This window comes from Nonomuraea sp. KM90 (assembly GCF_052246675.1).
Classification (GTDB): domain Bacteria; phylum Actinomycetota; class Actinomycetes; order Streptosporangiales; family Streptosporangiaceae; genus Nonomuraea.
Genome location: NZ_JBQQCB010000067.1, coordinates 18,761 through 39,343 on the forward strand (window position 1 = coordinate 18,761; position 20,583 = coordinate 39,343).

Annotated in this window: 18 protein-coding genes; 13 read left to right on the plus strand and 5 right to left on the minus strand. The window is 72.1% G+C overall.

Annotation, left to right across the window (positions count from 1 at the left end; genetic code table 11):
* Positions 1 to 30: 30 nt before the first annotated feature.
* The 10 genes from ACTWPW_RS41010 to ACTWPW_RS41055 all read left to right on the plus strand — a co-directional run bounded on the left by ACTWPW_RS41010 (position 31) and on the right by ACTWPW_RS41055 (position 10,039).
* Positions 31 to 1,581, plus strand: coding sequence for an ABC transporter substrate-binding protein (locus ACTWPW_RS41010; protein WP_443171851.1), 1,551 nt, complete (start codon positions 31 to 33; stop codon positions 1,579 to 1,581).
* Positions 1,581 to 2,543, plus strand: a complete 963-nt coding sequence (locus ACTWPW_RS41015; protein WP_443171852.1) for an ABC transporter permease — start codon at positions 1,581 to 1,583, stop codon at positions 2,541 to 2,543. The genes ACTWPW_RS41010 and ACTWPW_RS41015 overlap by 1 nt, the downstream gene beginning before the upstream one ends.
* Positions 2,540 to 3,370, plus strand: a complete 831-nt coding sequence (locus ACTWPW_RS41020) for an ABC transporter permease (protein WP_364116660.1) — start codon at positions 2,540 to 2,542, stop codon at positions 3,368 to 3,370. Before ACTWPW_RS41015 ends, ACTWPW_RS41020 begins: the two co-directional genes overlap by 4 nt.
* Positions 3,367 to 4,278 carry an N-acetylmuramic acid 6-phosphate etherase gene (murQ, locus tag ACTWPW_RS41025; RefSeq protein WP_375110179.1) on the plus strand — a complete coding sequence of 304 codons (912 nt, stop codon included), beginning with the start codon at positions 3,367 to 3,369 and terminating at the stop codon, positions 4,276 to 4,278. The genes ACTWPW_RS41020 and murQ overlap by 4 nt, the downstream gene beginning before the upstream one ends.
* A complete protein-coding gene (locus ACTWPW_RS41030) occupies positions 4,275 to 5,480 on the plus strand; it encodes an anhydro-N-acetylmuramic acid kinase (protein WP_443171853.1) in 1,206 nt (401 codons plus the stop codon). The genes murQ and ACTWPW_RS41030 overlap by 4 nt, the downstream gene beginning before the upstream one ends.
* Positions 5,477 to 6,535, plus strand: coding sequence for a serine hydrolase domain-containing protein (locus tag ACTWPW_RS41035; RefSeq protein ID WP_375110177.1), 1,059 nt, complete (start codon positions 5,477 to 5,479; stop codon positions 6,533 to 6,535). Before ACTWPW_RS41030 ends, ACTWPW_RS41035 begins: the two co-directional genes overlap by 4 nt.
* Positions 6,532 to 8,124, plus strand: a complete 1,593-nt coding sequence (locus ACTWPW_RS41040) for an ABC transporter ATP-binding protein (RefSeq protein ID WP_375110176.1) — start codon at positions 6,532 to 6,534, stop codon at positions 8,122 to 8,124. Before ACTWPW_RS41035 ends, ACTWPW_RS41040 begins: the two co-directional genes overlap by 4 nt.
* A 30-nt stretch (positions 8,125 to 8,154) precedes the next feature.
* Complete coding sequence (locus tag ACTWPW_RS41045; protein ID WP_443171854.1) at positions 8,155 to 8,592, plus strand: winged helix-turn-helix transcriptional regulator; 438 nt, start codon at positions 8,155 to 8,157, stop codon at positions 8,590 to 8,592.
* On the plus strand, positions 8,589 to 9,320 hold the full coding sequence (locus ACTWPW_RS41050) for a carbon-nitrogen hydrolase family protein (protein ID WP_443171855.1): 732 nt from the start codon (positions 8,589 to 8,591) through the stop codon (positions 9,318 to 9,320). Before ACTWPW_RS41045 ends, ACTWPW_RS41050 begins: the two co-directional genes overlap by 4 nt.
* 71 nt (positions 9,321 to 9,391) lie before the next feature.
* A complete protein-coding gene (locus ACTWPW_RS41055) occupies positions 9,392 to 10,039 on the plus strand; it encodes a sensor domain-containing protein (protein WP_375110173.1) in 648 nt (215 codons plus the stop codon).
* On the opposite strand, the gene ACTWPW_RS41060 is transcribed toward ACTWPW_RS41055, so the two are convergent.
* Positions 10,017 to 10,826, minus strand: coding sequence for an SDR family NAD(P)-dependent oxidoreductase (locus ACTWPW_RS41060; RefSeq protein ID WP_443171856.1), 810 nt, complete (start codon positions 10,824 to 10,826; stop codon positions 10,017 to 10,019). The two genes, ACTWPW_RS41055 and ACTWPW_RS41060, sit on opposite strands and share 23 nt — an antisense overlap.
* Positions 10,827 to 10,897: 71 nt before the next feature.
* Here ACTWPW_RS41060 and ACTWPW_RS41065 point away from each other — a divergent pair, with 71 nt between their 5' ends.
* Positions 10,898 to 11,485, plus strand: a complete 588-nt coding sequence (locus ACTWPW_RS41065; protein WP_443171857.1) for a TetR/AcrR family transcriptional regulator — start codon at positions 10,898 to 10,900, stop codon at positions 11,483 to 11,485.
* Here ACTWPW_RS41065 and ACTWPW_RS41070 read toward each other — a convergent pair.
* On the minus strand, positions 11,470 to 15,228 hold the full coding sequence (locus tag ACTWPW_RS41070; RefSeq protein WP_443171858.1) for a S8 family peptidase: 3,759 nt from the start codon (positions 15,226 to 15,228) through the stop codon (positions 11,470 to 11,472). The genes ACTWPW_RS41065 and ACTWPW_RS41070 overlap by 16 nt on opposite strands.
* Before the next feature lie 156 nt (positions 15,229 to 15,384).
* Here ACTWPW_RS41070 and ACTWPW_RS41075 point away from each other — a divergent pair, with 156 nt between their 5' ends.
* Positions 15,385 to 16,194 carry an alpha/beta fold hydrolase gene (locus ACTWPW_RS41075; RefSeq protein WP_375110169.1) on the plus strand — a complete coding sequence of 270 codons (810 nt, stop codon included), beginning with the start codon at positions 15,385 to 15,387 and terminating at the stop codon, positions 16,192 to 16,194.
* Here ACTWPW_RS41075 and ACTWPW_RS41080 read toward each other — a convergent pair.
* The 3 genes from ACTWPW_RS41080 to ACTWPW_RS41090 are packed head-to-tail and all read right to left on the minus strand — an operon-like array spanning position 16,191 to position 19,251.
* Positions 16,191 to 17,012 carry a carbohydrate ABC transporter permease gene (locus tag ACTWPW_RS41080; protein WP_364116636.1) on the minus strand — a complete coding sequence of 274 codons (822 nt, stop codon included), beginning with the start codon at positions 17,010 to 17,012 and terminating at the stop codon, positions 16,191 to 16,193. The genes ACTWPW_RS41075 and ACTWPW_RS41080 overlap by 4 nt on opposite strands.
* Complete coding sequence (locus ACTWPW_RS41085; protein WP_364116634.1) at positions 17,009 to 17,926, minus strand: carbohydrate ABC transporter permease; 918 nt, start codon at positions 17,924 to 17,926, stop codon at positions 17,009 to 17,011. Before ACTWPW_RS41085 ends, ACTWPW_RS41080 begins: the two co-directional genes overlap by 4 nt.
* Positions 17,923 to 19,251 carry an extracellular solute-binding protein gene (locus ACTWPW_RS41090; protein WP_443171859.1) on the minus strand — a complete coding sequence of 443 codons (1,329 nt, stop codon included), beginning with the start codon at positions 19,249 to 19,251 and terminating at the stop codon, positions 17,923 to 17,925. Before ACTWPW_RS41090 ends, ACTWPW_RS41085 begins: the two co-directional genes overlap by 4 nt.
* 120 nt (positions 19,252 to 19,371) lie before the next feature.
* Between ACTWPW_RS41090 and ACTWPW_RS41095 the strand changes: the two genes are divergently transcribed.
* The gene (locus ACTWPW_RS41095; RefSeq protein WP_443171860.1) at positions 19,372 to 20,583 is read left to right on the plus strand and encodes an ROK family transcriptional regulator; all 1,212 of its coding nucleotides are present in this window, start codon (positions 19,372 to 19,374) and stop codon (positions 20,581 to 20,583) included.

Genomic DNA, 20,583 nt, shown 5'->3' on the forward strand with positions numbered 1-20,583 from the left:
TTTTATGACCTACTGCCCAGAGGAGACCACATGCCCCGTGGCGCCGTCTCCGCGGCCGGCCTCGCCGCTGCGCTTTCCCTCGCCCTCACCAGCTGCTCGTCCTCCTCTCCTGGGCCCGCCGCCGGCACCGGCTCCACCGGTCAGGCCGGCGGCACGCTCGTGGTCGGCGTGACCTCCGACCCGGACACGCTCTTCCCCTGGAAGGCCACCCAGTTCCAGGCCGTCAACGTGCTGCAGAACCTGTACGGCACGCTCACCGAGTTCGACAAGGACCTCAACGTGGTCCCCGGCCTGGCCGAGTCGTGGGAGACCTCGCAGGACGGGAAGAAGCTGACGCTCAAGCTCCGCCAGGGCGTGACCTACGCCGACGGCAGCGCCTTCGACTCCAAGGACGTCAAGGACTCCCTCGACAAGATCATGGACGAGAAGACGGCGGCCGTGGCCAGGGCCTCGCTGTCGTCGGTGAAGTCCGTCGAGGCACCCGACGCGGGCACGGTCGTGCTGGAGCTGACCGGCCCCGACGCCGCGCTGCCCGCCAACCTGGCCACGGTCAACATGGCCATCCTCTCCTCCGACGACACCGAGGAGAAGCTCAACGCCACGCCGAACGGCACCGGCCCGTTCACGCTGGGCAAGCGCGTGCCCAGCCAGTCGATCACGCTGGCCAGGAACGACAAGTACTGGGGCGCCGAGAAGCCCAAGGTCGGCTCGGTCGAGTTCCGGGTGATCCCCGACGAGTCGTCCATCGTCTCGGCCATGCAGTCGGGCAACGTCCAGCTCGCGGTCTTCAACGACCCGCTCGTCGCGCAGACCGCCGGGGGCGGCGGCACGATCACCGTCGCCAAGACGCCGCAGCTCAACTACCACGTCCTGCAGCTGAACGCGCAGCGCGGCGACCTCAAGGACGTCAACGTGCGCCTGGCCGTGCAGTGCGCGATCGACCGCAAGCAGGTGATGGACACCGCGGCGCTCGGCGAGGGCGAGGTGACCGGCCCGATCACCGCCCCGGCGTTCAAGTCGGACCCGAACAAGCGCCCGTGCCCCACCCGCGACCTCGCCAAGGCGGCCGAGTATCTCGGCAAGGCCGGCAAGTCCGGCGGCGTGACGGTCAAGACCATCGTGTCCCAGGGCGAGTACGCCACCTCCGTCAACGAGGCCCAGAACCTCAAGGCCCAGCTGGCCGAGGCCAAGATCAACCTGGAGCTGGAGGTACTGGAGTCCGGCGCGTTCGTGGACCGCTGGGTGGCGGCCGACTTCGACGCGGCCGTCGCGCTCAACGGCGGCCGTCCCGACCCCGACGGCTCCTACGGCCGCTACTTCACCAGCAAGGGCAACCTGAACAAGGTCGCCGGCTACAGCTCCCCCGAGCTCGACAAGCTGTTCGCCGAGGGCAAGGCCACGACCGACCAGGCCGAGCGCAAGGCCATCTACGACCAGGTGTCGGCCCAGCTGGAGGACAACGCGGCGTGGATCTGGCTGTTCGCCGGCTACACCTACACCGCCACGACCTCCAACGTGCAGGGCTTCGTGCCGATGGCCAGCGGCTCGCTGCAGTACCTGCGCACCACCTCCGTCGGCTGATGTTCCTGCGCAACCGTGTCGTGCGGCGCGTCGCCGAGACGCTGGGCATCCTGTTCGGGGTGGCCGTGTTCGTCTTCGTGATGCTCCGCGCGGTCCCCGGCAACCAGATCACGGCGGGCCTCGGCACCGAGGCCGCCGCGCTCACCCCGGCCCAGCGGCAGGCTCTGGAGCAGTACTACGGCCTGGACCAGCCGCTGGTCACGCAGTTCTTCTCGTGGCTGGGCAACATGTTCACCGGGAACTTCGGCTACTCGGCCCGCTCCCAGCAGAGCGTGCTGGAGCTGACCCTGAACGCGCTGCCGGTGACGTTCGAGCTGGCGGTGTTCTCGATCGTGCTGGCCCTGCTGATCGGGGTGCCGCTCGGCATGCTGGCCGCCTCCCGGACGAACTCGGCCAGGGACGCCGCCGGCCAGGTCGTGAGCCTGGCGGGGTTGTCGATCCCGGCGTTCCTGCTGGCCACGACGCTGCTGTCGGTCTTCGCGGCGTCGTTCGGGTTCAACCCCAACGGGCAGGGCTTCGCCCCACTCTTCGAGAACCCGCTGCTCAACCTGCAGCAGATGTTCCTGCCCGCGCTCGTTCTGGGCTTCGGCATCGCGGCGCCGATCCTGCGCACCACCCGCACGGCGGTGCTGGAGGTGCGCTCGAACGACTTCGTCCGCACCGCCCGCGCCAAGGGCGTGCCGGAGCGGCGGCTGCAGGTCAGACACGTGCTCGGCAACGCTCTGGTGCCGATCGTGACCATGACCGGCCTGCAGTTCGGCTACCTGCTGGGCGGGGCGGTCGTGGTGGAGCAGATCTTCTCCGTGCCCGGCATCGGACGGCAGGTGCTGCTGGGCATCCAGCAGAAGGAGTACGCGGTCGTGCAGAGCACGGTGCTGGTGATCGCGCTGGCGTTCGTCCTGGTGAACCTGCTGACCGACATGCTCTACCGGATCATCGACCCGCGGGTGAGGGCCTCATGAGCGCCCTGCTGCGGCGCAGCCCGGCGGGGCTGGCGGGCGTCGTGATCCTGGTGCTGCTGGCCGTGGTGGCGGGGCTGGGCTACCTGGGGCTGCTGCCGTACGACCCGATCGCGCAGCACCCGCCCTCGCGGTTCCTGTCGCCGTCGGGCGAGCACCTGTTCGGCACCGACCAGTTCGGCCGGGACGTCTTCTCCCGGGTCGCGGCCGGGGTGGGCAACTCGGCGCTCATCGCGGTCGTCGCGGTGGCGTTCGCGACCGTGGTGGGCACGCTGGGCGGGCTGGTGTCCGGCTTCTACCGGGGCCTGGCCGACGGGGCGATCGGCGGGGTGACGAACGTGCTGTTCGCCTTCCCGCCGCTGCTGCTGGCGCTGTCGCTGGCCTCGGTGCTGGACCGCAACTGGTTCACGATCGCCGTGGCCATCGCCATCGTGTACGTCCCCATCTTCGTCCGCGTCACCCGCGGGCCCGTGCTCTCGCTCAGGGAGATCGAGTACGTGAAGGCGGCCGTCTCCACCGGCCAGAGTCGCGGGCAGATCATGCTGCGTCACGTACTGCCGAACATCACCTCGATCATCGTCATCCAGGTGGCGCTGTCGCTGTCGTGGGCGGTGCTGACCGAGGCGTCGCTGAGCTTCCTGGGCCTGGGCACCCCGCCGCCGGCGCCGTCGCTCGGCTCGATGATCTTCGAGGCGCGCAGCCTCGTGTTCGTGGCCCCGTGGACGCTGATCGCGCCCGGCGCGGTCGTCGTACTGCTCGTGGTGGGACTGAACCTGCTCGGCGACGGCCTGCGCGACACTCTCGACCCCCGAAACCGAGGAAAGCGGTGAACAACCTCTCAGAGCTGACGACCGAGTCGGCCGATCCGCGCTTCGCCGGCATCGACGCGATGAGCGTCGGGGAGCTGGCGGCGACGATGAACGCGGCCGACGCCACGGTGCCCGCCGCCGTCGCGGCGGCGCTGCCCAGCATCACCACGGCGATCGAGGCCGCCGCCGCGCGCATGGAGGCCGGCGGCCGGCTCGTGTACGTGGGCGCGGGCACCCCGGGCCGGCTCGGGGTGCTGGACGCCTCCGAGTGCCCGCCGACGTTCTCCACGCCGCCCGAGCAGGTCTTCGCGATCATCGCGGGCGGCGAGAGCGCGATCGTGTCCCCCTGCGAGGGGGCCGAGGACGACGAGGAGGCGGGGGCCGCGGGCGTGGCCGAGGCCGGGATCGGGCCCCTGGACACCGTGGTGGGCGTCGCCTCCAGCGGGCGCACGCCGTACGTGCTGGCGGCCGTGCGGCGGGCGCGCGAGCGCGGCGCGCTGACCGTCGGGTTGTCGTGCAACGCGGGCACGCCGCTGAGCGCGGCGGCCGAGCACGCGATCGAGGTGCTCGTCGGGCCCGAGGTGATCAGCGGCTCGACCCGGCTCAAGGCGGGCACGGCGCAGAAGCTCGTGCTCAACATGTTCTCGACGATCGTGATGGTGCGGCTCGGCAAGACGTACGGGAACCTCATGGTCGACGTGAAGGCCAGCAACGGCAAGCTGCGCGAGCGGGCCGTGCGCATGGTGCGGACGATCACCGGCAGCGGGCGCGAGGAGGCGCTGGCCGCCCTGGACGCCAACGGCTTCAACGTCAAGCAGGCGGTCGTGGCCTCGCGCTTCGACCTGTCACCGCAGGACGCGGCGGCCCGGCTGGCCAGGGCCGGCGGGCGGCTGCGGACGGCACTGGAAGAGCGCGGGGAGCGGGCATGAAGGTTCTCGGGATGATCTCCGGCACCTCGCACGACGGGATCGACGTGGCCGTGGTGGACTTCGAGCCGGTCGGGAGCGTGCTCGAAGGCCGGGTGGGGCACACGGCGAGCACGCCGTACCCCGCCGGGCTGCGGTCCCGGCTGATCGCGGCACTGCCGCCGGCGCGCACGACGCTGGCCGAGGTGTGCGAGCTGGACACAATCATCGGGCAGTGCTTCGCCGAGGCGGCGGCCGCGGCGATCGAGGCGGGCGGACCGGTGGACCTGGTCGTCTCGCACGGGCAGACCGTCTACCACTGGGTGGAGGGCGCGCACGCGCTCGGCACGCTGCAGATCGGGCAGCCCGCGTGGATCGCCGAGCGCACGGGTGCGCCGGTGCTGTCGGACGTGCGGATCAGGGACATCACGGCGGGCGGGCACGGCGCGCCGCTGGTGTCGGTGCTGGACGGGCTGCTGCTCGGCGCGCACGACGGCGGGGCGGCGGCGCTCAACCTGGGCGGCATCGCGAACATGACGGTGGTGCGCGGGGACTCGCTGCTGTACGCCTACGACATCGGGCCGGCGAACGCGCTGATCGACGCGGTGGTGACGGGCCGGGGGCTGAACGCGCGGGGCTTCGACGAGGACGGCCGGATCGCCGCCTCCGGACGGGTGGCCGAGCGGCTGCTGGAGGTGCTGCTGGACGAGCCGTACTACCGGCTGCCGGCGCCGAAGAGCACCGGCAAGGAGCTGTTCCACCCGGAATACGTGGAGACGGCCCTGGCGAAGGCGGGCCTGCGCCTCGGCGACGCGGCGGAGGCGGCTGCCGGGACGGGAACGATCGGGGACGCGGACCTCGTCGCGACGCTGACCGAGCTGACCGTGCGCACGGTCACCCAGGACGTGCTGGCCGCCGGGGTGAGCGCGCTGGTCGTCTCGGGCGGCGGCTGCCGCAACCCCGTGATCATGGACGGGCTGCGGGCGGCGCTGCCCGGCGTGCGGGTGGCGCCGTCCGACGACTACGGCGCGCCCGCCGACGACAAGGAGGCGATCGCGTTCGCCCTGATCGGCTGGCTGACCGCGCACGGCCTGCCCGGCACCGTGCCCGGCGGGACGGGCGCTCACGCCGCCCGCATCCTCGGCACGCTGACCCCGGGCGCCGGACCGCTGGTCCTGCCCGCCCCCGCCGCCGAGCCGCCGCGGTCCCTGGTGCTGACCCGATGACGTCGCCGGCCACCCCGCCGCCCGCTCCGCCGCCGGGCCTGGTCATGGCGGCCCGCACGCCCTGGTTCGACCTCACCGAGTGCGCCGGGCACCGCACCGTGCGCCAGGAGGAGGACGGGCTCGCCGGGGCGGCGCCCATGACCATGGACACCTACCACGACCTCGCCTCGGTCACGAAGGTCGTGGCCACGACCACGATGCTCATCCGCCTGGTGTCCGACCGGCTCGTGGACCTGGACGCGCCGCTGAGCGCGTACCTGCCGCGGTCGTACGAGGCGATCACCGTGCGGGACCTGCTCCTGCACCGGGGCGGGCTATGGGAGTGGTGGCCGCTGTACATCCAGGCGCAGCTGCCGCCGCCCCGCTACCGGCCCGGCCGCGCCCGGCACTACTCCGACCTCGGCTTCGTGCTGCTCGGCCGGATCGTCGCGGCGGTCACCGGGCTGCGCCTGGACCGCGCGCTGGCCGAGCTGGTCACCCGGCCGCTCGGCCTCACCTCGACCACGTACGCCGGCCCGGCCGGCTCCGAGGTGGCCATGGGCGCCCTGGACGACCGGGTCGAGATGACCATGCTCGACACCGGGCGGCCGTACCCGGTCCCCTACCGCAGCACGGACTTCGCCCGCTGGCGCGCCGAACCGGTGATCGGCCAGGTCGCCGACGGCAACGCCCACCACGCCTTCGACGGCGTCTCCGGGCACGCGGGCCTGTTCTCGACGGTGCCCGACCTGCTGCGCTACGCCACCGCGCTGTCCAGGTACGAGGAGTACGACCACCTGTGGCGGCCCGAGGTCGTACGGGAGTTCTTCGCCCCCGGCCCCGACCCCGAGCAGGCGCTCGGCTTCCGCAGGTACGCGCTGGAGCTGCCCGGCGAGACCGTCACCGTCCTCGGCCACCCCGGCTACGTCGGCTGCGCGGTCGGCTTCGTGCCCGGCCGCGACATCGCCCTGGCCCTGGCGAGCAACCGCCTGCTCGTCGAGGGCGCCCCGACGCCCACCGACGCCCTCTGGCACGACCTGCTGCAGGCCACCGAACACCGATCGAGGACCGCATGACCCCGCTCCTGGAGATCCGAGACCTCTCGGTCGCCTTCCGCACCCGCAAGCAGGACGTCACCGTCGTCAGGAACGTCTCGATGGAGATCCTGCCCGGCCAGACCGTCGCCGTGGTCGGCGAGTCCGGCTCGGGCAAGTCGACCACGGCGGCCGCGGTCAACCGGCTGCTGCCCGACAACGGCCGCATCACCGGCGGGCAGGTGCTGTTCGACGGGCGCGACCTGGCGACGGCGAGCGAGCGCGAGATGACCGCGATCCGCGGCGCGGGCATCGGCCTGGTCCCGCAGGACCCGATGTCGAACCTCAACCCGCTCATGCGCATCGGCGACCAGATCGCCGAGGCGCTGGAGGTGCACGGGGTCGCCACCGGCCGGGCCGCGCGAGCCCGCGTGGTGGAGCTGCTGGACATGGTGGGCATCCCGGACCCGGCGCGGCGGGTCGCCCAGTACCCGCACGAGTTCTCCGGCGGCATGCGGCAGCGCGCGCTGATCGCCATGGGACTGGCCTGCCGGCCGAAGCTGCTCATCGCCGACGAGCCGACCTCCGCGCTCGACGTGACCGTGCAGCGGCGCATCCTCGACCAGCTGGAGCAGCTCACCGCCGAGATGGGCACGGCCGTCTTCCTCATCACGCACGACCTGGCGCTGGCGGCGGAGCGGGCCGACGTGGTGGCCGTCATGTACCAGGGCGAGATCGTGGAGACGGGGCCGGCGGCCGGGATCCTGGCCGATCCCGGGCACGAGTACACGCGCCGGCTGCTGAAGGCCGTGCCGAGCCTGTCGTCGGTACGCGTGAGCGAGCCGCCCGGCGACTCCGGCGAGCCGCTGGTCGTGGTGGACGGCCTGCGCAAGGTGTTCCCGGGCAGGGGCACCGGCGAGGAGTTCACGGCGGTGGACGGGGTGTCGTTCAGCGTGCCGCGCGGGCGTACCGTCTCGATCGTGGGCGAGTCCGGCTCCGGCAAGTCGACGACCGCGAACCTGCTGCTCGGCCTGGACGACCTGACCTCGGGCAGCATCCGCTTCGACGGCACGGACCTGACCGCGCTCGGCAGGCGGGAGCTGTTCGCCTTCCGCAGGAGGGTGCAGCCGGTCTTCCAGAACCCGTACGCCTCCCTCGACCCCCGCTACACGGTGGAGAAGTCGATCACCGAGCCGCTGCGCGTGCACCGCGTCGGCACCCCGGCCGAGCGGCGGAAGACGGCCGCCGAGCTGCTGGACAAGGTGTCGCTGCCCGCGTCGATGGCCGAGCGGCTGCCGCACGAGCTGTCCGGCGGCCAGCGCCAGCGGGTGGCCATCGCCCGCGCCCTGGCCCTGTCGCCCGAGCTGGTCGTGCTCGACGAGGCCGTCTCCGCGCTGGACGTGCTGGTGCAGGCGCAGATCCTGGAGCTGCTCGCCGGGCTGCAGCGGGAGCTGGGGCTCAGCTACCTGTTCATCAGCCACGACCTGGCCGTGGTCCGGATGATCTCCCACGCGGTGCACGTCATGCGCGCCGGGCGGATCGTGGAGAGCGGCACGGCGGAGGAGATCTTCGACCACCCGTCGGACGACTACACCCGCGAGCTGCTCGCGGCGATCCCCGGCAGCCGGTAAGTTGGAAATCTGGACTTAGGAGGCGCCGTCATGCCCAGGGAATGCTCGATCGCCAACGCGCTGGCGGTCGTCGGCGAGCGGTGGAGCCTGCTGGCCCTGCGGGAGATCTTCCTGGGCGTGCGGCGCTTCGACCAGATCGCCCGCAACACCGGCGCCAGCCGCGACATCCTCACCGCGCGGCTGCGCAAGCTGGAGGAGGCCGGGCTGCTGGAGCGCCACCAGTACGAATCCCACCCGCCGCGCTACGAATACGTGCTGACCGAGCCCGGCCAGGCGCTGCACTCGGTGCTGCTGACGCTGATGGCCTGGGGCGACCGCTACGTCACCGAGGGCGAGCCGCCCACGGTCTGGGCCCACTCCTGCGGCGAGGTCCTGGAGCCGGTCACGGTGTGCGCGCGCTGCCAGGAGCCCGTGCGCCCCGAGGAGATGACCGCGCTCCACGCGCACGGGGTCACAGTAGACACGTGAAGATCCTCCTGGTTCAGCCCCCTCACTGGTCCCCCGACGGCCACGCCAACTTCGACGCCGTCGAAGAGCTGCTGCCCGGCCCGTCCGCGGACGTCGTCCTGCTGCCCGAGCTCGCGGGCTCCAGCCTGCCCCGCGCCGACTACCTGGCCAGGGTGCGCGCCCTGGCCGTGGGGTCGGGGACGGCGGTCGTCGGCGGCTCCCACTACGACGGCGCGGTCAACCGGGGCGCGGTGTTCGACGCCGGGGGCACGCTGCTGCTGGAGTACGACAAGGTGCACCCGTACGGGCTGGAGCTGCGCTCCGGCGTCCGCCCCGGCCGGCCGAGCGGCGGCTTCGAGCTGGCCGGCCGCCGCCTGCGCGTGCTGCTCTGCGCGGACCTGTGGTATTCGGCGAGCCTGGCCGGGCACGACGCGCTCGACGCGGTCCTGGTGCCCGCCTTCTCCGTCACCCGCTGGGACGGCCCTGCCCCGGCCCGGGAGTTATGGCAGCACATGAGCGTGGCGCGGGCGTACGAGTTCATGACGTACGTGGCGGTCAGCGACTGGCACCACGAGACCACCTACCGCGGCCACCCCTGCGCCGGGGTCACCGGATTGGCCAACCCGTGCCCCGAGACGCACTCCGGCTTCTTCACCGGCCCGCCCGACGCGCCCGTCTCGGCCCACGACCTCGACTTCGACCGGCTGGACGCCTTCCGGAACGACCGCGCCGAGCGCGGGTTCCGGTAGGGCTGGCCCTACCCTCCATAGGGCCGCGAGCAGGGTCGATCGGCGCGGGCCCGGCTCGTAGCGTTCTTCCCATGAGAACCCTCCGGCGCCGCCTCGCCACCGACACCCGCTACACCCTGCTCGGCCTGCCCACGGCCGTCGCCCACTTCACCGTGGTCGTGGCCGGGGTCTCGGCCGGGCTGGGCAGCGCGGTCGCGTTCGTCGGCCTGCCCATCCTGGCCGGCACCGCCCTCATGGCTAGGAACCTGGCCGACTTCGAACGGGTCGCGCTCCCCGACGTGCTCGACCGGCCCGTCGCCCGCCCCCACTACGGGACCACCCCCGCCGGCGCGGGCTGGTTCCGCCGCGTGATGAACCCGCTGACCAGCGGCCAGGCATGGCTGGACCTGCTGCACGGCATCGTCGCCTTCCCGATCGCGCTGGCCGCCGCCGTCGTCACCGCCGTGTGGTGGGCGGGCGCGATCGCCGGCCTGACCTTCCCGATCTACGGCTGGGTCCTGGCCCGCATCCCGGAGGTGGACGGCGGATGGCCGGCCCTGCTCGGGCTCGGGGACGGCGACCTGGCGTTCGTCGGCTTCAACACCCTGGTCGGCGTGCTGTTCGCGCTGACGCTGGTGCCGGTCGTGCGCGGCGCGGCGCTGATCAAGGCGAGCGTCGCCCAGGCCATGCTGACCCGCGCCCCCGCCTACCCCTCCGTCAGCGAGCCACGCTGGGCGTGAGCTCGTCCGCCACCTGCCGCGTGACCAGCCGGCCGATGAGGGCGATGAGCTTGCGCGGCCGGCGCGGCATGAGGTGGGCCATCGCGAGATTGCCGCGACCGGGGACCACGTAACCCCGGTCGCTCTCGTATGCCCGCAAGGCGGAGGCGACGACGGACTCCGGGGTGGCGATCCTGGCCCCGATGGCGGCCTTGCGGGTGCCGATCCGGTCGAAGAAGGCCGTCTCGACCGGGCCGGGCGTGACGGCGAGGACCTTCACCCCGCGGCCGCGCAGCTCGCTCCACAGGGCCAGGCTGAAGTTGAGGACGAACGTCTTGGACGCGCCGTACGTCGCGAAGTACGGGGTGATGTTGAAGCCGGCCGTGGAGCCCACGTTGATCACCCCGCCCGCGACCCGGTCGAGCATCCCCGGCAGGAACGCGTGCGTCAGGCCCACCAGCGCGACGACGTTGACCATGAGCTCGTCGTGCTCGCGCTCGGGCGCGATCCGGGCGAACTGGCCCGCCGTGCCGAAGCCGGCGTTGTTGACCAGCAGCTCGACCGTGATGCCGCGGGCGGCGCACTCCCCCGCGACCCGCGTGGCCGCGTCGGGCGCCGACAGGTCCTGGACGATCACGTCCGCGCGCACGTCGTAGCGGGCGCGCAGGCCGTCGGCGAGCGCTTCGAGGGCCGGCGCGGACCTGGCGACCAGCACCAGGTCGTGGCCCTGGGCGGCCAGCTGCCGGGCGAACTCCGCGCCGATGCCGGAGGAGGCGCCGGTCACGAGAGCGGTTCCCTTGGTTGTCATGAACTAGAAAGTATCAGATCAATCCATATCTGCGGCAATTAGTCGCAGTTAAACCCAGTAACGTCTCCTTCATGGGAAAACTGCGGTCCGACGCCGAGCGCAGCATGCGGGCGATCATGGCGGCGGCGGAAGACGTGCTGAGCGCCAGCCCGGTGGCCACGATGGAGCAGATAGCCGAGGCGGCCGGCGTGGCCAGGGCCACCATCCACCGCAGGTTCGCCAGCCGGGAGGCGCTGATCGAGGCCATGGAGGTGGCCGCGTGGCGGGAGATCCTGGAGGCGGTGCTCGCCGCCCGCCCGCACACCGCGCCCCCGCTCGTCACGCTGCACCAGGCCACCGCCAACATCCTGCAGATCAAGCCCTGCTGGCGCTTCACCCTGGCCCGGCCGGTGCCCCTCAGCCAGGAGGCCCAGGCCGTGCAGGCGGAGGTGATGGGGCTGTGCGAGGCCGTCCTGGGCAAGCTGCTGGGCCCGGGCGCCGACATCGCCTGGGCCAGGCAGGTCTACCTCGCGCTGCTGGGGGAGGCCGCGCACGGCACTCCCCCAGCATCGGGCCCAGCTTCGGGCCCAGAGTCCAGCCCGGCGTCAGGCAGGGATCCTGACGCGCTCGCCACGAGGGTGATCGACACCCTCATGCACGGCGTTCAGCGCACGGCGTAGGCGCGGATCACCTCCTGCGTGAGCGTGTTGCCGTTGACGTCGGAGGCGTTCAGGCGCAGCGAGACGAACCCGGACGGCGCGCGGTCGAGCGTCGTCTCGTAGGCCCGCTTTCCCTTGTCACGCAGGCGGGCGGGCTTCCAGGTGGCGCCGTCGTCGTACGACACCTCCAGCGCGACGTCCTTGATCGCGCTCTGCTCCGCCCCCTCCTGGTGGCGCAGCGACAGGCCCAGCCTGCGGGACGTGGCCTGGTTCTTCAGGTCCACGGGCGCGTCGAAGGCGGCCAGCAGCAGCGGCACCACGGTCGTCTCCGCGGCCCGCTCCGAGGTGAACGTCCACACGCCACGGGTGCGGGTGGACAGCTTCGCCCAGTCCGACTCGTTCGTCAGGTCGTACTCGATCCGGTACGTGCCCTTCTCCGCCGGCAGCGTGCCCGACCCGGCGGGCAGGTAGTCCGTCTGCCACAGCAGCGTGTCGCCCTGGTAGAGCCGGAAGTCGGTCTTCATGCCGCGCTCGAACAGGCTGGTGTAGGCCTCGCCGTAGTTGCCCTGCGCGTCCACGAAGCCCTGCATCGAGATCCGGAGCTTGTCACCCTCCCGGCGTACCGGGTTGCGCGGGTTGGTGCCCGGCAGCAGCGGCTGCTTGAACACGCTGCGGGCGGCCCGCTCCCCCGCCTCGTACGGCCGGAACTCCGGCGACGACACCCCCACGCGCACCGTGTCCGGGTGCGGCCACAGGTTGTTGTACGGTCGCTCCGGCGTGCTCGCCGACGTGCTCCACCGCAGCTCGGGGTCGGGGGTGACGTAGTCGGTCCGGGTGCGCGGCGTCCTGGCCATCGGGTGGTTGGTCGAGATCGACAGGGTGTCCCATGGCTCGAAGACGTAGCGGGCCTCGTTGACGGTCACGTCGTCGGCCAGCTGGCTGTGGTAGCCGGTGTCGATCCTGGCCAGCGACCTCGCGCGGACCACGTAGTCGAGGGACTCGCGGACCCGGCCCTTCTCCCGCAGGTACAGGTCGTAGACGTACGGGCTGGCCACGATGCCCTTGGCCACGATCGGCACCGGCAGGCGGCGCAGCCGCTCGACCAGCTTCAGCCCCTGCTCGTGGGTCAGCCGCACGGTCGGGACCGCGAGCTTGACCCGGTTGCCGCCCGTGGTGACGTCGGCGCCGGGCCGGTCGCTGTAGACGGCCACCATCGCCGCCCCGGCCGCCGCCGCCGCGTTGGCCTGGGCGGAGACCGGCACGCCGTCGGTGCGGCGGATGACGGCGAGCCTGCCGCGCAGGTCGCGGGCCCTGATCTCCTCCGCGCTGCCCCGGCCGGCGTCCACCGCCATGAGCAGGCGGGTGCCGTCCAGGCGCGGGTACTCGGTGGCGAAGTCGCTGAACTGGACCGGGTCGACGTACTCGGGCTCCAGCTCCAGGCCGAGGGTGGAGAAGGCGATCTCGGGGGCCTTCAGCCGCCAGCGGGTGGCGACCACGAACGTGCCCTTGGTGACCTTCCTCGTCGGCTGGACGAACAGGCGCTCCTCGATCTGCCCGCCGGGCGAGATGGTGGTGCCGCCGCGCAGCGCCGTGCCCTGCTCGCCGGCGCGGTACCACATGAGGGCGGCGGCCGCCCCCGTGTTCCGCTTGGTCCTGTGGTCGGGCGTCTCGACCTCGACCTCCACGGCTTCGCGGGCGTCCAGGACGACCTCGGTGTTCTCGGTGATCTCCATCTCCGGGTCGCCGAGCAGGCTCTCGTTGAGCGGCTTGCCGCTCTCGGTGCTGGACTGCGTGGCGGGCATGGTGAAGATGTGGCCGAGCACGGAGTAGGTGCCGGGCTTGACGAGCAGGCAGGTTCCGGAGCCGTACTTGGCGTCCGTGCAGGGCTGGGCCGGGTCGCCGGGGAGCACGCGGCCGACCAGGGTGCCCTCGTCCAGGTTCAGCACGGTGAAGCCGCCGCGGCCGGTGCGGCCGTCCCTGGCGATGCCGCGTACGCGCAGCTCGACCCGCTTCTCCTCGACGCTCGCCGTCAGCAGCGTGCGCGTGCCCGCCGCCGTCAGCTCCTGGCGCAGCGCTCCCGCCCGGGCCGCCTTGAGCGTGACCTTCGCCTCGGCGGTGCCGCCGGCGGGCACGGTGAGCCTGGCAGGCTCGACGGTGAACGCGTCGCCGCCGGACAGCTCCAGCTCGGCGGGCGCCTGGCCGGGGTTGCGGTAGCCGACGGTGAGCGTCTTCTCCTCTCCGAGGGTGAGCTTGCCGAAGTTGAGCGAGCCGGCCGAGGCCACGACCGGGCTCTTGAGCGCGGCGGCCACGTCGATCCGGCCGGTGCCCTGCGCGTCCACGGGGATGTCCTGACCGGGCCTGGCCGTGGTCATGAGCAGGGACTTCAGCTCGGAGCCGGTCAGCCCCGGGCGGGCCTGGCGCAGCAGCGCCGCCGCGCCGGCGACGTGCGGGGTGGCCATGGAGGTGCCGGACATCGCGATCCGGCCCCCGCCGGTGCGCGCGGCGGAGATGTCCACGCCGGGCGCGGTGACGTCGGGCTTGACGGCCTGGTCGGTCAGGATCGGGCCCCTGCTGGAGAAGTCCGCGAGCCGGTCCTGCTTGTCCACCGCGCCGACGGTGAGCGCCTCGGGGGCGTCGCCGGGGGCGCCCACGCACGAGTCGCAGCCGTCGTTGCCCGCGGCGACCACGAACAGCGTCCCGTACTGCTCGGTGAGCCTGGACACCGCGTCGGTGAGCGGGCCGCCCGCCTCGGGGCTGCCCAGGCTCATGTTGACGACCTCGGCGCGCTTCTCGCCGGCCGCCCACTCCATGCCGTCGATGATCCAGGACAGCTGGCCGTAGCCGTCGGCGGCCAGCACGCGGCCGTTGAGCAGCTTCGCTCCGGGCGCGACGCCCTTGCCGCCCGTGCCGGCGCCAGTGCCGCCGCCCGTGCCGCTGTCCGTGCCGGCTCCGGCGATGGTGCCGGCCACGTGGGTGCCGTGGCCGTGGGGGTCGCCGGTGACGTTCTCGCCGGTGAAGTCGCGCTGGTCGGCGACCTTGCCCGCAAGCTCGGGGTGGGTGGCGTCGACGCCGGTGTCGAGGACGGCCACGGTGGTGCCGGTGCCGTCGTACCCGGCGGCCCACGCCTCGGGCGCGCCGATCTGCGGCACGCTGTCCGCCAGCACCGGCGCCACCTTGCGGTCGAGCCAGATCTTGGTCACGCCCGCCAGCGGCCCGGCCGCGCGCACCTGCGGGGACGGGGAGGCCAGCCTGGCCAGCTCCGCCCCGAACGCCGCCGCGTCCGCGGCCGCCACCGACACGCCCGCGCCGCCGATGCTCTCCAGCGTGCGGACCTGCTTGGCGGCCGGCACCGCGGCCTTGGTCGCGGTGGCGGCGTAGGTGAGGATGAGCGGGATGGCGGCGCCGTACCGCTGCTCGGCCAGCTCCGTCACGTTGAAGAGCGCGGTGTCGAGCCGGTCGGGGACCAGCGTGGCGACGTCGTCGGGGATGACCGTGACCCCGCGCTCGGACTCCAGCACCTGGAACGTCGGCACGGAGCCGTCCGCCCGGGGCACGGGGGTGACCGTCACGGCCTTGTGCTCGCCCTCCACGGCGCGGACCTGTACCCGGTCACCGGTGATCAGGGTGATCTCGCCGCTCGCCGCCCCGGCCGTGAATTCCGTGGGCGGAGCGGTGACCGCGTCCGCGCCGGGAACCGAGAGCAGCGAGGCCGCCATGACCGCCGAGGCGGCCATCACCGTCCCTCGCCTTAAGCCGCGCAGCATGGACGACCTCCAGAGAATCGGTAAGCACGAATACCGAATTCCTAGTCATCCTGAACTGCGCTGTCTATGAGATAGGCGTGGCTAGATCCTGACTTGTCGTAAACCCGCCAGCTCGGGGTTGGCGGCCCGATCAGGCCCGTCTACAGTGAGCGGACCATGGACACAGGAATGCTCGACGTCCCGGGCGCCAGGCTCTATTACGAGGTACGCGGCTCCGGTCCGGTGCTACTGGTGATCCTCGGCGGGGGCGCCGACGCCGCGATGGCCGCCCCGCTCGCCGAGGCCCTGTCCGGCCGCTACACGGTCATCACCTACGACCGGCGCGCCGCCACCCGCAGCCCGCTGACCGGGCCGCCCGGGGAGCAGCGGATCGAGGAGCACGCCGACGACGCGCTGTGCCTGCTGGAGGCGGCCGGCGCGGACCCCGGCCACGTGTTCGCCACCCACGCGGGCGCGCTGATCGCGCTCGACCTGCTGGCCCGCCGCCCGGAGCGGGTGCGGCGGCTGGTGGCGCACGAGCCGCCCGCCTTCGAGCTGCTGCCCGACGCCGAGCACTGGCGGCGGCTGACGCGCGAGGCCCTGGACCTCTACGAGCGCGAGGGCGCCGGGCCTGCCGTGCGCAGGCTCGGCAAGGAGACCGGCATGATGCCGCCCGGCACGCCCGATCCCGGCCTGCCGCAGTGGGTGCGCGACATGCTGACCAGGATGACGGCCAACAGGGAGACGAACCTCCGTTACGAGCTGCGCCCGTTCAGCGCCTACGTCCCCGACGCGGCGGCGCTGCGCGGGGCCCCGATCGACGTGGCGTACGGTGCCGACGACCGGGGCGGCGTCTTCCACCGCGCCACGCTCGCCGTGGCCGAGCTGCTCGGCAGGCAGGCCGTGGAGCTGCCCGGCGACCACGTCGGCTACCTGCGCAGCCCGGCCGAGTTCGCCCGGGCGCTGCACGACCGCCTGGCCGCCTAACCCTTCACCGAGCCGGCGAAGTTGAACGACCCGGCCAGATACTTGTTGACCGCCACGTAGAGGACCACCGCCGGGGCCGTGTAGAGGATGGAGAAGGCGGCCAGCTGGCCGTAGGCCACCTGCCCGTACTGCGAGAAGAACGTGTAGACGGTGACGGCGGCCGGCTGCTTCTCCGGGGCGTCCAGCAGCACGAACGGGGCGAAGAAGTTGCCCCACTGGCCGACGAAGACGAAGATGGCCACCACCGCGATGCCCGGCGCCATCAGGGGGCCCACCACGGCCCGCAGCGACTGCACCCAGCCGGCCCCGTCCACCCAGGCCGCCTCCTCCAGGCTCACCGGCACCCCGTCCATGAAGTTCTTCATCATCCAGATCGAGAACGGCAGCGAGCTGGCCGTCAGGAACAGCACCATCGCCGGCACCGAGCCGTAGAGGTTGAACCGGAAGAACATCGCGTAGACCGGGACGAGGATCGCCGTCACCGGCAGGCCGGTGGTGAACAGCAGCGTCAGCATGAAGTGGCGGCGGTAGCGGAGCTGGTAGCGCGAGAGCGGGTACGCGGCCAGGCCGGCCACCAGGACCGTCAGGATCGCCGTCGAGCCCGAGATGACGATCGAGTTGATCAGCGGCAGGATGATCGTCTCCCAGGTCAGCACCGCCTTGAAGTTGTCCAGGGAGAACGTGGGCGCCGGCGCGGCGGCCAGCGTGGCCTCCGGCTGCACCGAGGCGATCAGCACCCACACGAACGGGCCCAGGAAGGCCAGCGCGATGAGCAGGAGGGCGAGCGAGGCCGCACCCCTCGCGGCGAGCCTGGTCATGCGTCCTCCACCTTGATCAGCCGAAGGTAGACCAGCGAGAACAGGGCACCGATCACGAGCATGACCAGGGCGATGGCCGAGCCGTAGCCGATCTCGAAGTAGCGGAACGCCTGCTCGTACATGTAGAGCGGGGTGGTCTGGCTGGCGGTGCCCGGTCCGCCGCCCGTCAGGGCGTAGATGAGGCCGAAGCTGGCCAGCGTCTGCAGCGTGATCAGCATGAGGTTGGCCATGATCGAGCGGCGGATCAGCGGCAGCGTGATGTGCACGAGCCGGCGGACCGGGCCGGCCCCGTCCACCGCGGCCGCCTCCACCAGGTCACTGGGCACCTCCGACAGCGCGGCCGAGTACACCAGCATCGAGAAGGCCGTGCCGCGCCAGATGTTGGCCAGGATGACCGCGACCATCGGGGCCGTGTAGAGCCACTCCTGCGAGATGCCGAGCACCGCGTTCAGCGTGCCGTCCTCCGCCAGGAACGCGAACCAGCAGGCCGCCGCCACGACCTCGGGCATCACCCAGGCTCCGATGACCACGCCGTTGACCACGCTGCGGGTCACCCGGCCGCGGCCGCGCTGGAGGAGGGCGATGATCAGGCCGAGGGTGTTCTGGCCGATGACGGCCGAGCCGATGACGAAGACGAAGGTGAGCAGGAAGGAGTTGAGGAAGTTCGGGTCGCCGAAGAGCTTGACGAAGTTCGCGAAGCCCACGAACTGGGAGTTCACCGAGGCCGAGCCGGTCAGGGTCTCGTTGGTGAAGGCGATGTAGACGCTCCACAGGATGGGCCCCGCCAGGAAGAGCGCCAGCAGCACCAGCGCGGGGCCCAGGGGCAGCAGCCAGCGCAGGACCCGCCGCCGCCGTGACGGGCCGCCCGGGGGCGAGCTCGTCACGGGCGGGGACGGTGCTGTGGCGATCGTCATCGGGCCAGAACCTTGTCGGCGCCTCCGACGGCCGTGGGCAGTGCCTTGACGTAGGCCGCGGTGGCCTCCTCAGGGGTCCTGGAGCCGGTGGTGACCGCCTCCATGGCCGCCTGGACCTGGGCCGACACCTTCGGGTACGCCTCGTACGCCGGCCGGTAGCGGGTCACCGAGGCCAGGTCGGTGAAGAACTTGACGCTCGGGTTGTCGGCGGTGTATTTCGGGTCGGCCGCGACGTCCTTGCGGGGAGCCAGGTCGCCCGTGCTCACCGAGTACGTCATGGAGTTCTCCTTGTTGGTGGCCACCGTGATGAAGTCGAAGGCCTCCTGCTTGAGCTTGGTGTAGGAGCTCATCGCCATCACCCAGCCGCCCGACATGCTGATCGCCCCGGGCGGCTCGCCGTTCTGCGTCGGCATGGCCGTCCAGCCGATCTTCTCCTGCCACTGCGGCCACGGCTTGGTGCTGGTCGGCTTCCAGGCCGCCGCGGTCCACGCGCCGTCGAGCGAGATGCCGACCTTGCCCGCGGGGAACCACTCCAGGTTGACCTTGTCGGCGAGCTTGGCGTTGTGCGCGTCGGCCTGCTTGGGGCCGAGCTCCTCCCGGTAGATCGTGTTGATGAAGGTCAGGGCGTCGGTGAAGTTCTTGCCGCCGGCCACCCACTTCTTCTGCGCGTCGTCGTAGAGGGTGCCGCCGGGGGTGCCGTACAGGAGCATCTCGAAGCCCTGCATGGTCGACGCCTCGCCGTGGACCTTCGTGGAGTACATGCTGAACGGGACCGTGCCGGGCACCTTCTGCTTGATCGTCCGGGCGGCGGTCAGGACGTCGTTCCAGGTCTTCGGCTCCCACGGGACGGGGAGGCCGGCCTTGGCGAAGACGTCCTTGTGGTACCAGAGGCCGCGCGTGTCCGTGCTGATCGGCACGCCGTAGATCTTGCCGTCACCGCCCTTGGCGGCCTGCTTGACGGAGTCGGGGAACTGCGTGCTCCAGTCGGGCCACTTGGCCAGGTAGTCGTCGAGCGGGGCCAGCTTGCCCGCCGCGACGTCCGCGTTGACCTGGAACGTGTCGTGGTAGTAGAGGTCGGGCGCCGAGTCGGGAGATCGGTTGAGCAGGGCCAGCTTCGTGTAGTAGGCCTCGTTGTTGCCCTGCACCGGGGTCAGCTTGATGGTGACACCGGGGTGGGCGGCTTCGTACTGCTTCTTGGCGTCGCCGAGCATCTTCTCCAGATGCGGCCACGTCGGCTCGACCTTGTAGAGGACCTCGAGTTCCTTGGCTCCGGAGGATTCCTGCGCGGCGTCGCTGCCGCAACCGGCGGCTGTCAGCGCTGTCAACAGCAGGAGGGAACCGGCCAGGCAACGGTTCATCACGGCCTCCCCTTGTTTTCCCTGGGTTGACGCGAACGTAAATCTTTTTGATTTACTAAGTCAACACTCTGTGGTGACATTGCTCACATGCAGCAGGGCACGAACCTGCCCAAGGTCGGTAGCTACAACCGGGCCGTGGTCCTGGAGGCGATCCAGGCGTCGGACGGCATCAGCCGGGTGCAGATCGCCGCCGTGACCGGGCTCACCGCCCAGACCGTGTCCGTGATCGTGCGCAGGTTGCTGGAGGAGGGCCTGGTCGTCGAGGACGGCTCCGCGCCGTCGAGCGGCGGCAAGCCGCGCACGATCCTGCGCGTCGAGGCCCGCGCCGGATACGCGGTGGGCGTGCACTTCGACCCGCAGGAGCTCTCGTTCGTGCTGGCCGACCTGGCGGGACGGCCGGTCGCCCGGCTGCACCAGCCGGTACGCCCGGGGGCCCGGCCCGACACGGTGATCCGCCAGATGGCCACGGCCTCCCGCAGGATCCTGCGCGAGGCCGGGGTGCCGGACGCCAAGGTCCTCGGTGTGGGGCTGGCCTGCCCGGGGCCCTTCGACGGGGCAGGGGTGATGGTCTCGCCGCCCCGGCTGCCGGGGTGGGACCGGGTGCCGATCGAGGGGCTCCTGCGGGAGTACACCCGCTTCCCGGTGACCGTGGACAACGACGCCACGGCGGCCGCGATCGGGGAGCGGTGGGCCGGGATCGCCCGCTCCACGCCCAGCTTCGCCTACCTCTATCTAGGGACCGGGATCGGCGGCGGGCTCTTCCTGGACAACCAGGTCTACCGGGGCAGGTCGCTGAACGCCGCCGAGTTCGGGCACATCACGGTGGAGCCCGACGGGCCCGAGTGCTACTGCGGCAACCGGGGGTGCGTGGAGGCCGTGTGCTGCCCGAGCGCCATCGAGGCGGCCATGCGGGCGTCCGGGGCCGGGGGCCGCTCCGACCATGCCGACCATGCTGACCACGCCGCCATCTGCGCGGCGGCCGCGGCCGGGGAGCCGCGGGCGCGGCGGGTGATCGAGCGGGTGGCGGGCCGGCTGGCCGACGCCGCCGTGAGCCTGGTGAACATGCTGGACATCGACCTGCTCGTGCTCGGCGGGCCCGCGCTCAGGGAGGTCGGGGAGATCTACCGGGCGGTGATCGCGCGGGCCGTGTCGGGCCGGACGCTGGCCAGGCGGCTGCACGCGGTCCGGGTGGAGACCTCGCCGATCGCGGCCGACGCCGCGGCGATCGGTGCGGCCTCGCTGGTCTTCCACGCCACCTACGCGCCCCGCCTGGGCACGCTGCCGAGCCGCCAGATGTAA

What these genes read in the sequence shown, in the direction of transcription:
- ACTWPW_RS41060 (WP_443171856.1), bottom strand. Translation starts at nt 10,826, where the DNA reads ATGACAACCAAGGGAACCGCTCTCGTGACCGGCGCCTCCTCCGGCATC.
- ACTWPW_RS41010 (WP_443171851.1), top strand. Translation starts at nt 31, where the DNA reads ATGCCCCGTGGCGCCGTCTCCGCGGCCGGCCTCGCCGCTGCGCTTTCC.
- ACTWPW_RS41080 (WP_364116636.1), bottom strand. Translation starts at nt 17,012, where the DNA reads ATGACCAGGCTCGCCGCGAGGGGTGCGGCCTCGCTCGCCCTCCTGCTC.
- ACTWPW_RS41095 (WP_443171860.1), top strand. Translation starts at nt 19,372, where the DNA reads ATGCAGCAGGGCACGAACCTGCCCAAGGTCGGTAGCTACAACCGGGCC.
- ACTWPW_RS41045 (WP_443171854.1), top strand. Translation starts at nt 8,155, where the DNA reads ATGCCCAGGGAATGCTCGATCGCCAACGCGCTGGCGGTCGTCGGCGAG.
- ACTWPW_RS41035 (WP_375110177.1), top strand. Translation starts at nt 5,477, where the DNA reads ATGACGTCGCCGGCCACCCCGCCGCCCGCTCCGCCGCCGGGCCTGGTC.
- ACTWPW_RS41055 (WP_375110173.1), top strand. Translation starts at nt 9,392, where the DNA reads ATGAGAACCCTCCGGCGCCGCCTCGCCACCGACACCCGCTACACCCTG.
- ACTWPW_RS41075 (WP_375110169.1), top strand. Translation starts at nt 15,385, where the DNA reads ATGGACACAGGAATGCTCGACGTCCCGGGCGCCAGGCTCTATTACGAG.
- ACTWPW_RS41015 (WP_443171852.1), top strand. Translation starts at nt 1,581, where the DNA reads ATGTTCCTGCGCAACCGTGTCGTGCGGCGCGTCGCCGAGACGCTGGGC.
- ACTWPW_RS41065 (WP_443171857.1), top strand. Translation starts at nt 10,898, where the DNA reads ATGGGAAAACTGCGGTCCGACGCCGAGCGCAGCATGCGGGCGATCATG.
- ACTWPW_RS41070 (WP_443171858.1), bottom strand. Translation starts at nt 15,228, where the DNA reads ATGCTGCGCGGCTTAAGGCGAGGGACGGTGATGGCCGCCTCGGCGGTC.
- ACTWPW_RS41030 (WP_443171853.1), top strand. Translation starts at nt 4,275, where the DNA reads ATGAAGGTTCTCGGGATGATCTCCGGCACCTCGCACGACGGGATCGAC.
- ACTWPW_RS41085 (WP_364116634.1), bottom strand. Translation starts at nt 17,926, where the DNA reads ATGACGATCGCCACAGCACCGTCCCCGCCCGTGACGAGCTCGCCCCCG.
- ACTWPW_RS41040 (WP_375110176.1), top strand. Translation starts at nt 6,532, where the DNA reads ATGACCCCGCTCCTGGAGATCCGAGACCTCTCGGTCGCCTTCCGCACC.
- ACTWPW_RS41020 (WP_364116660.1), top strand. Translation starts at nt 2,540, where the DNA reads ATGAGCGCCCTGCTGCGGCGCAGCCCGGCGGGGCTGGCGGGCGTCGTG.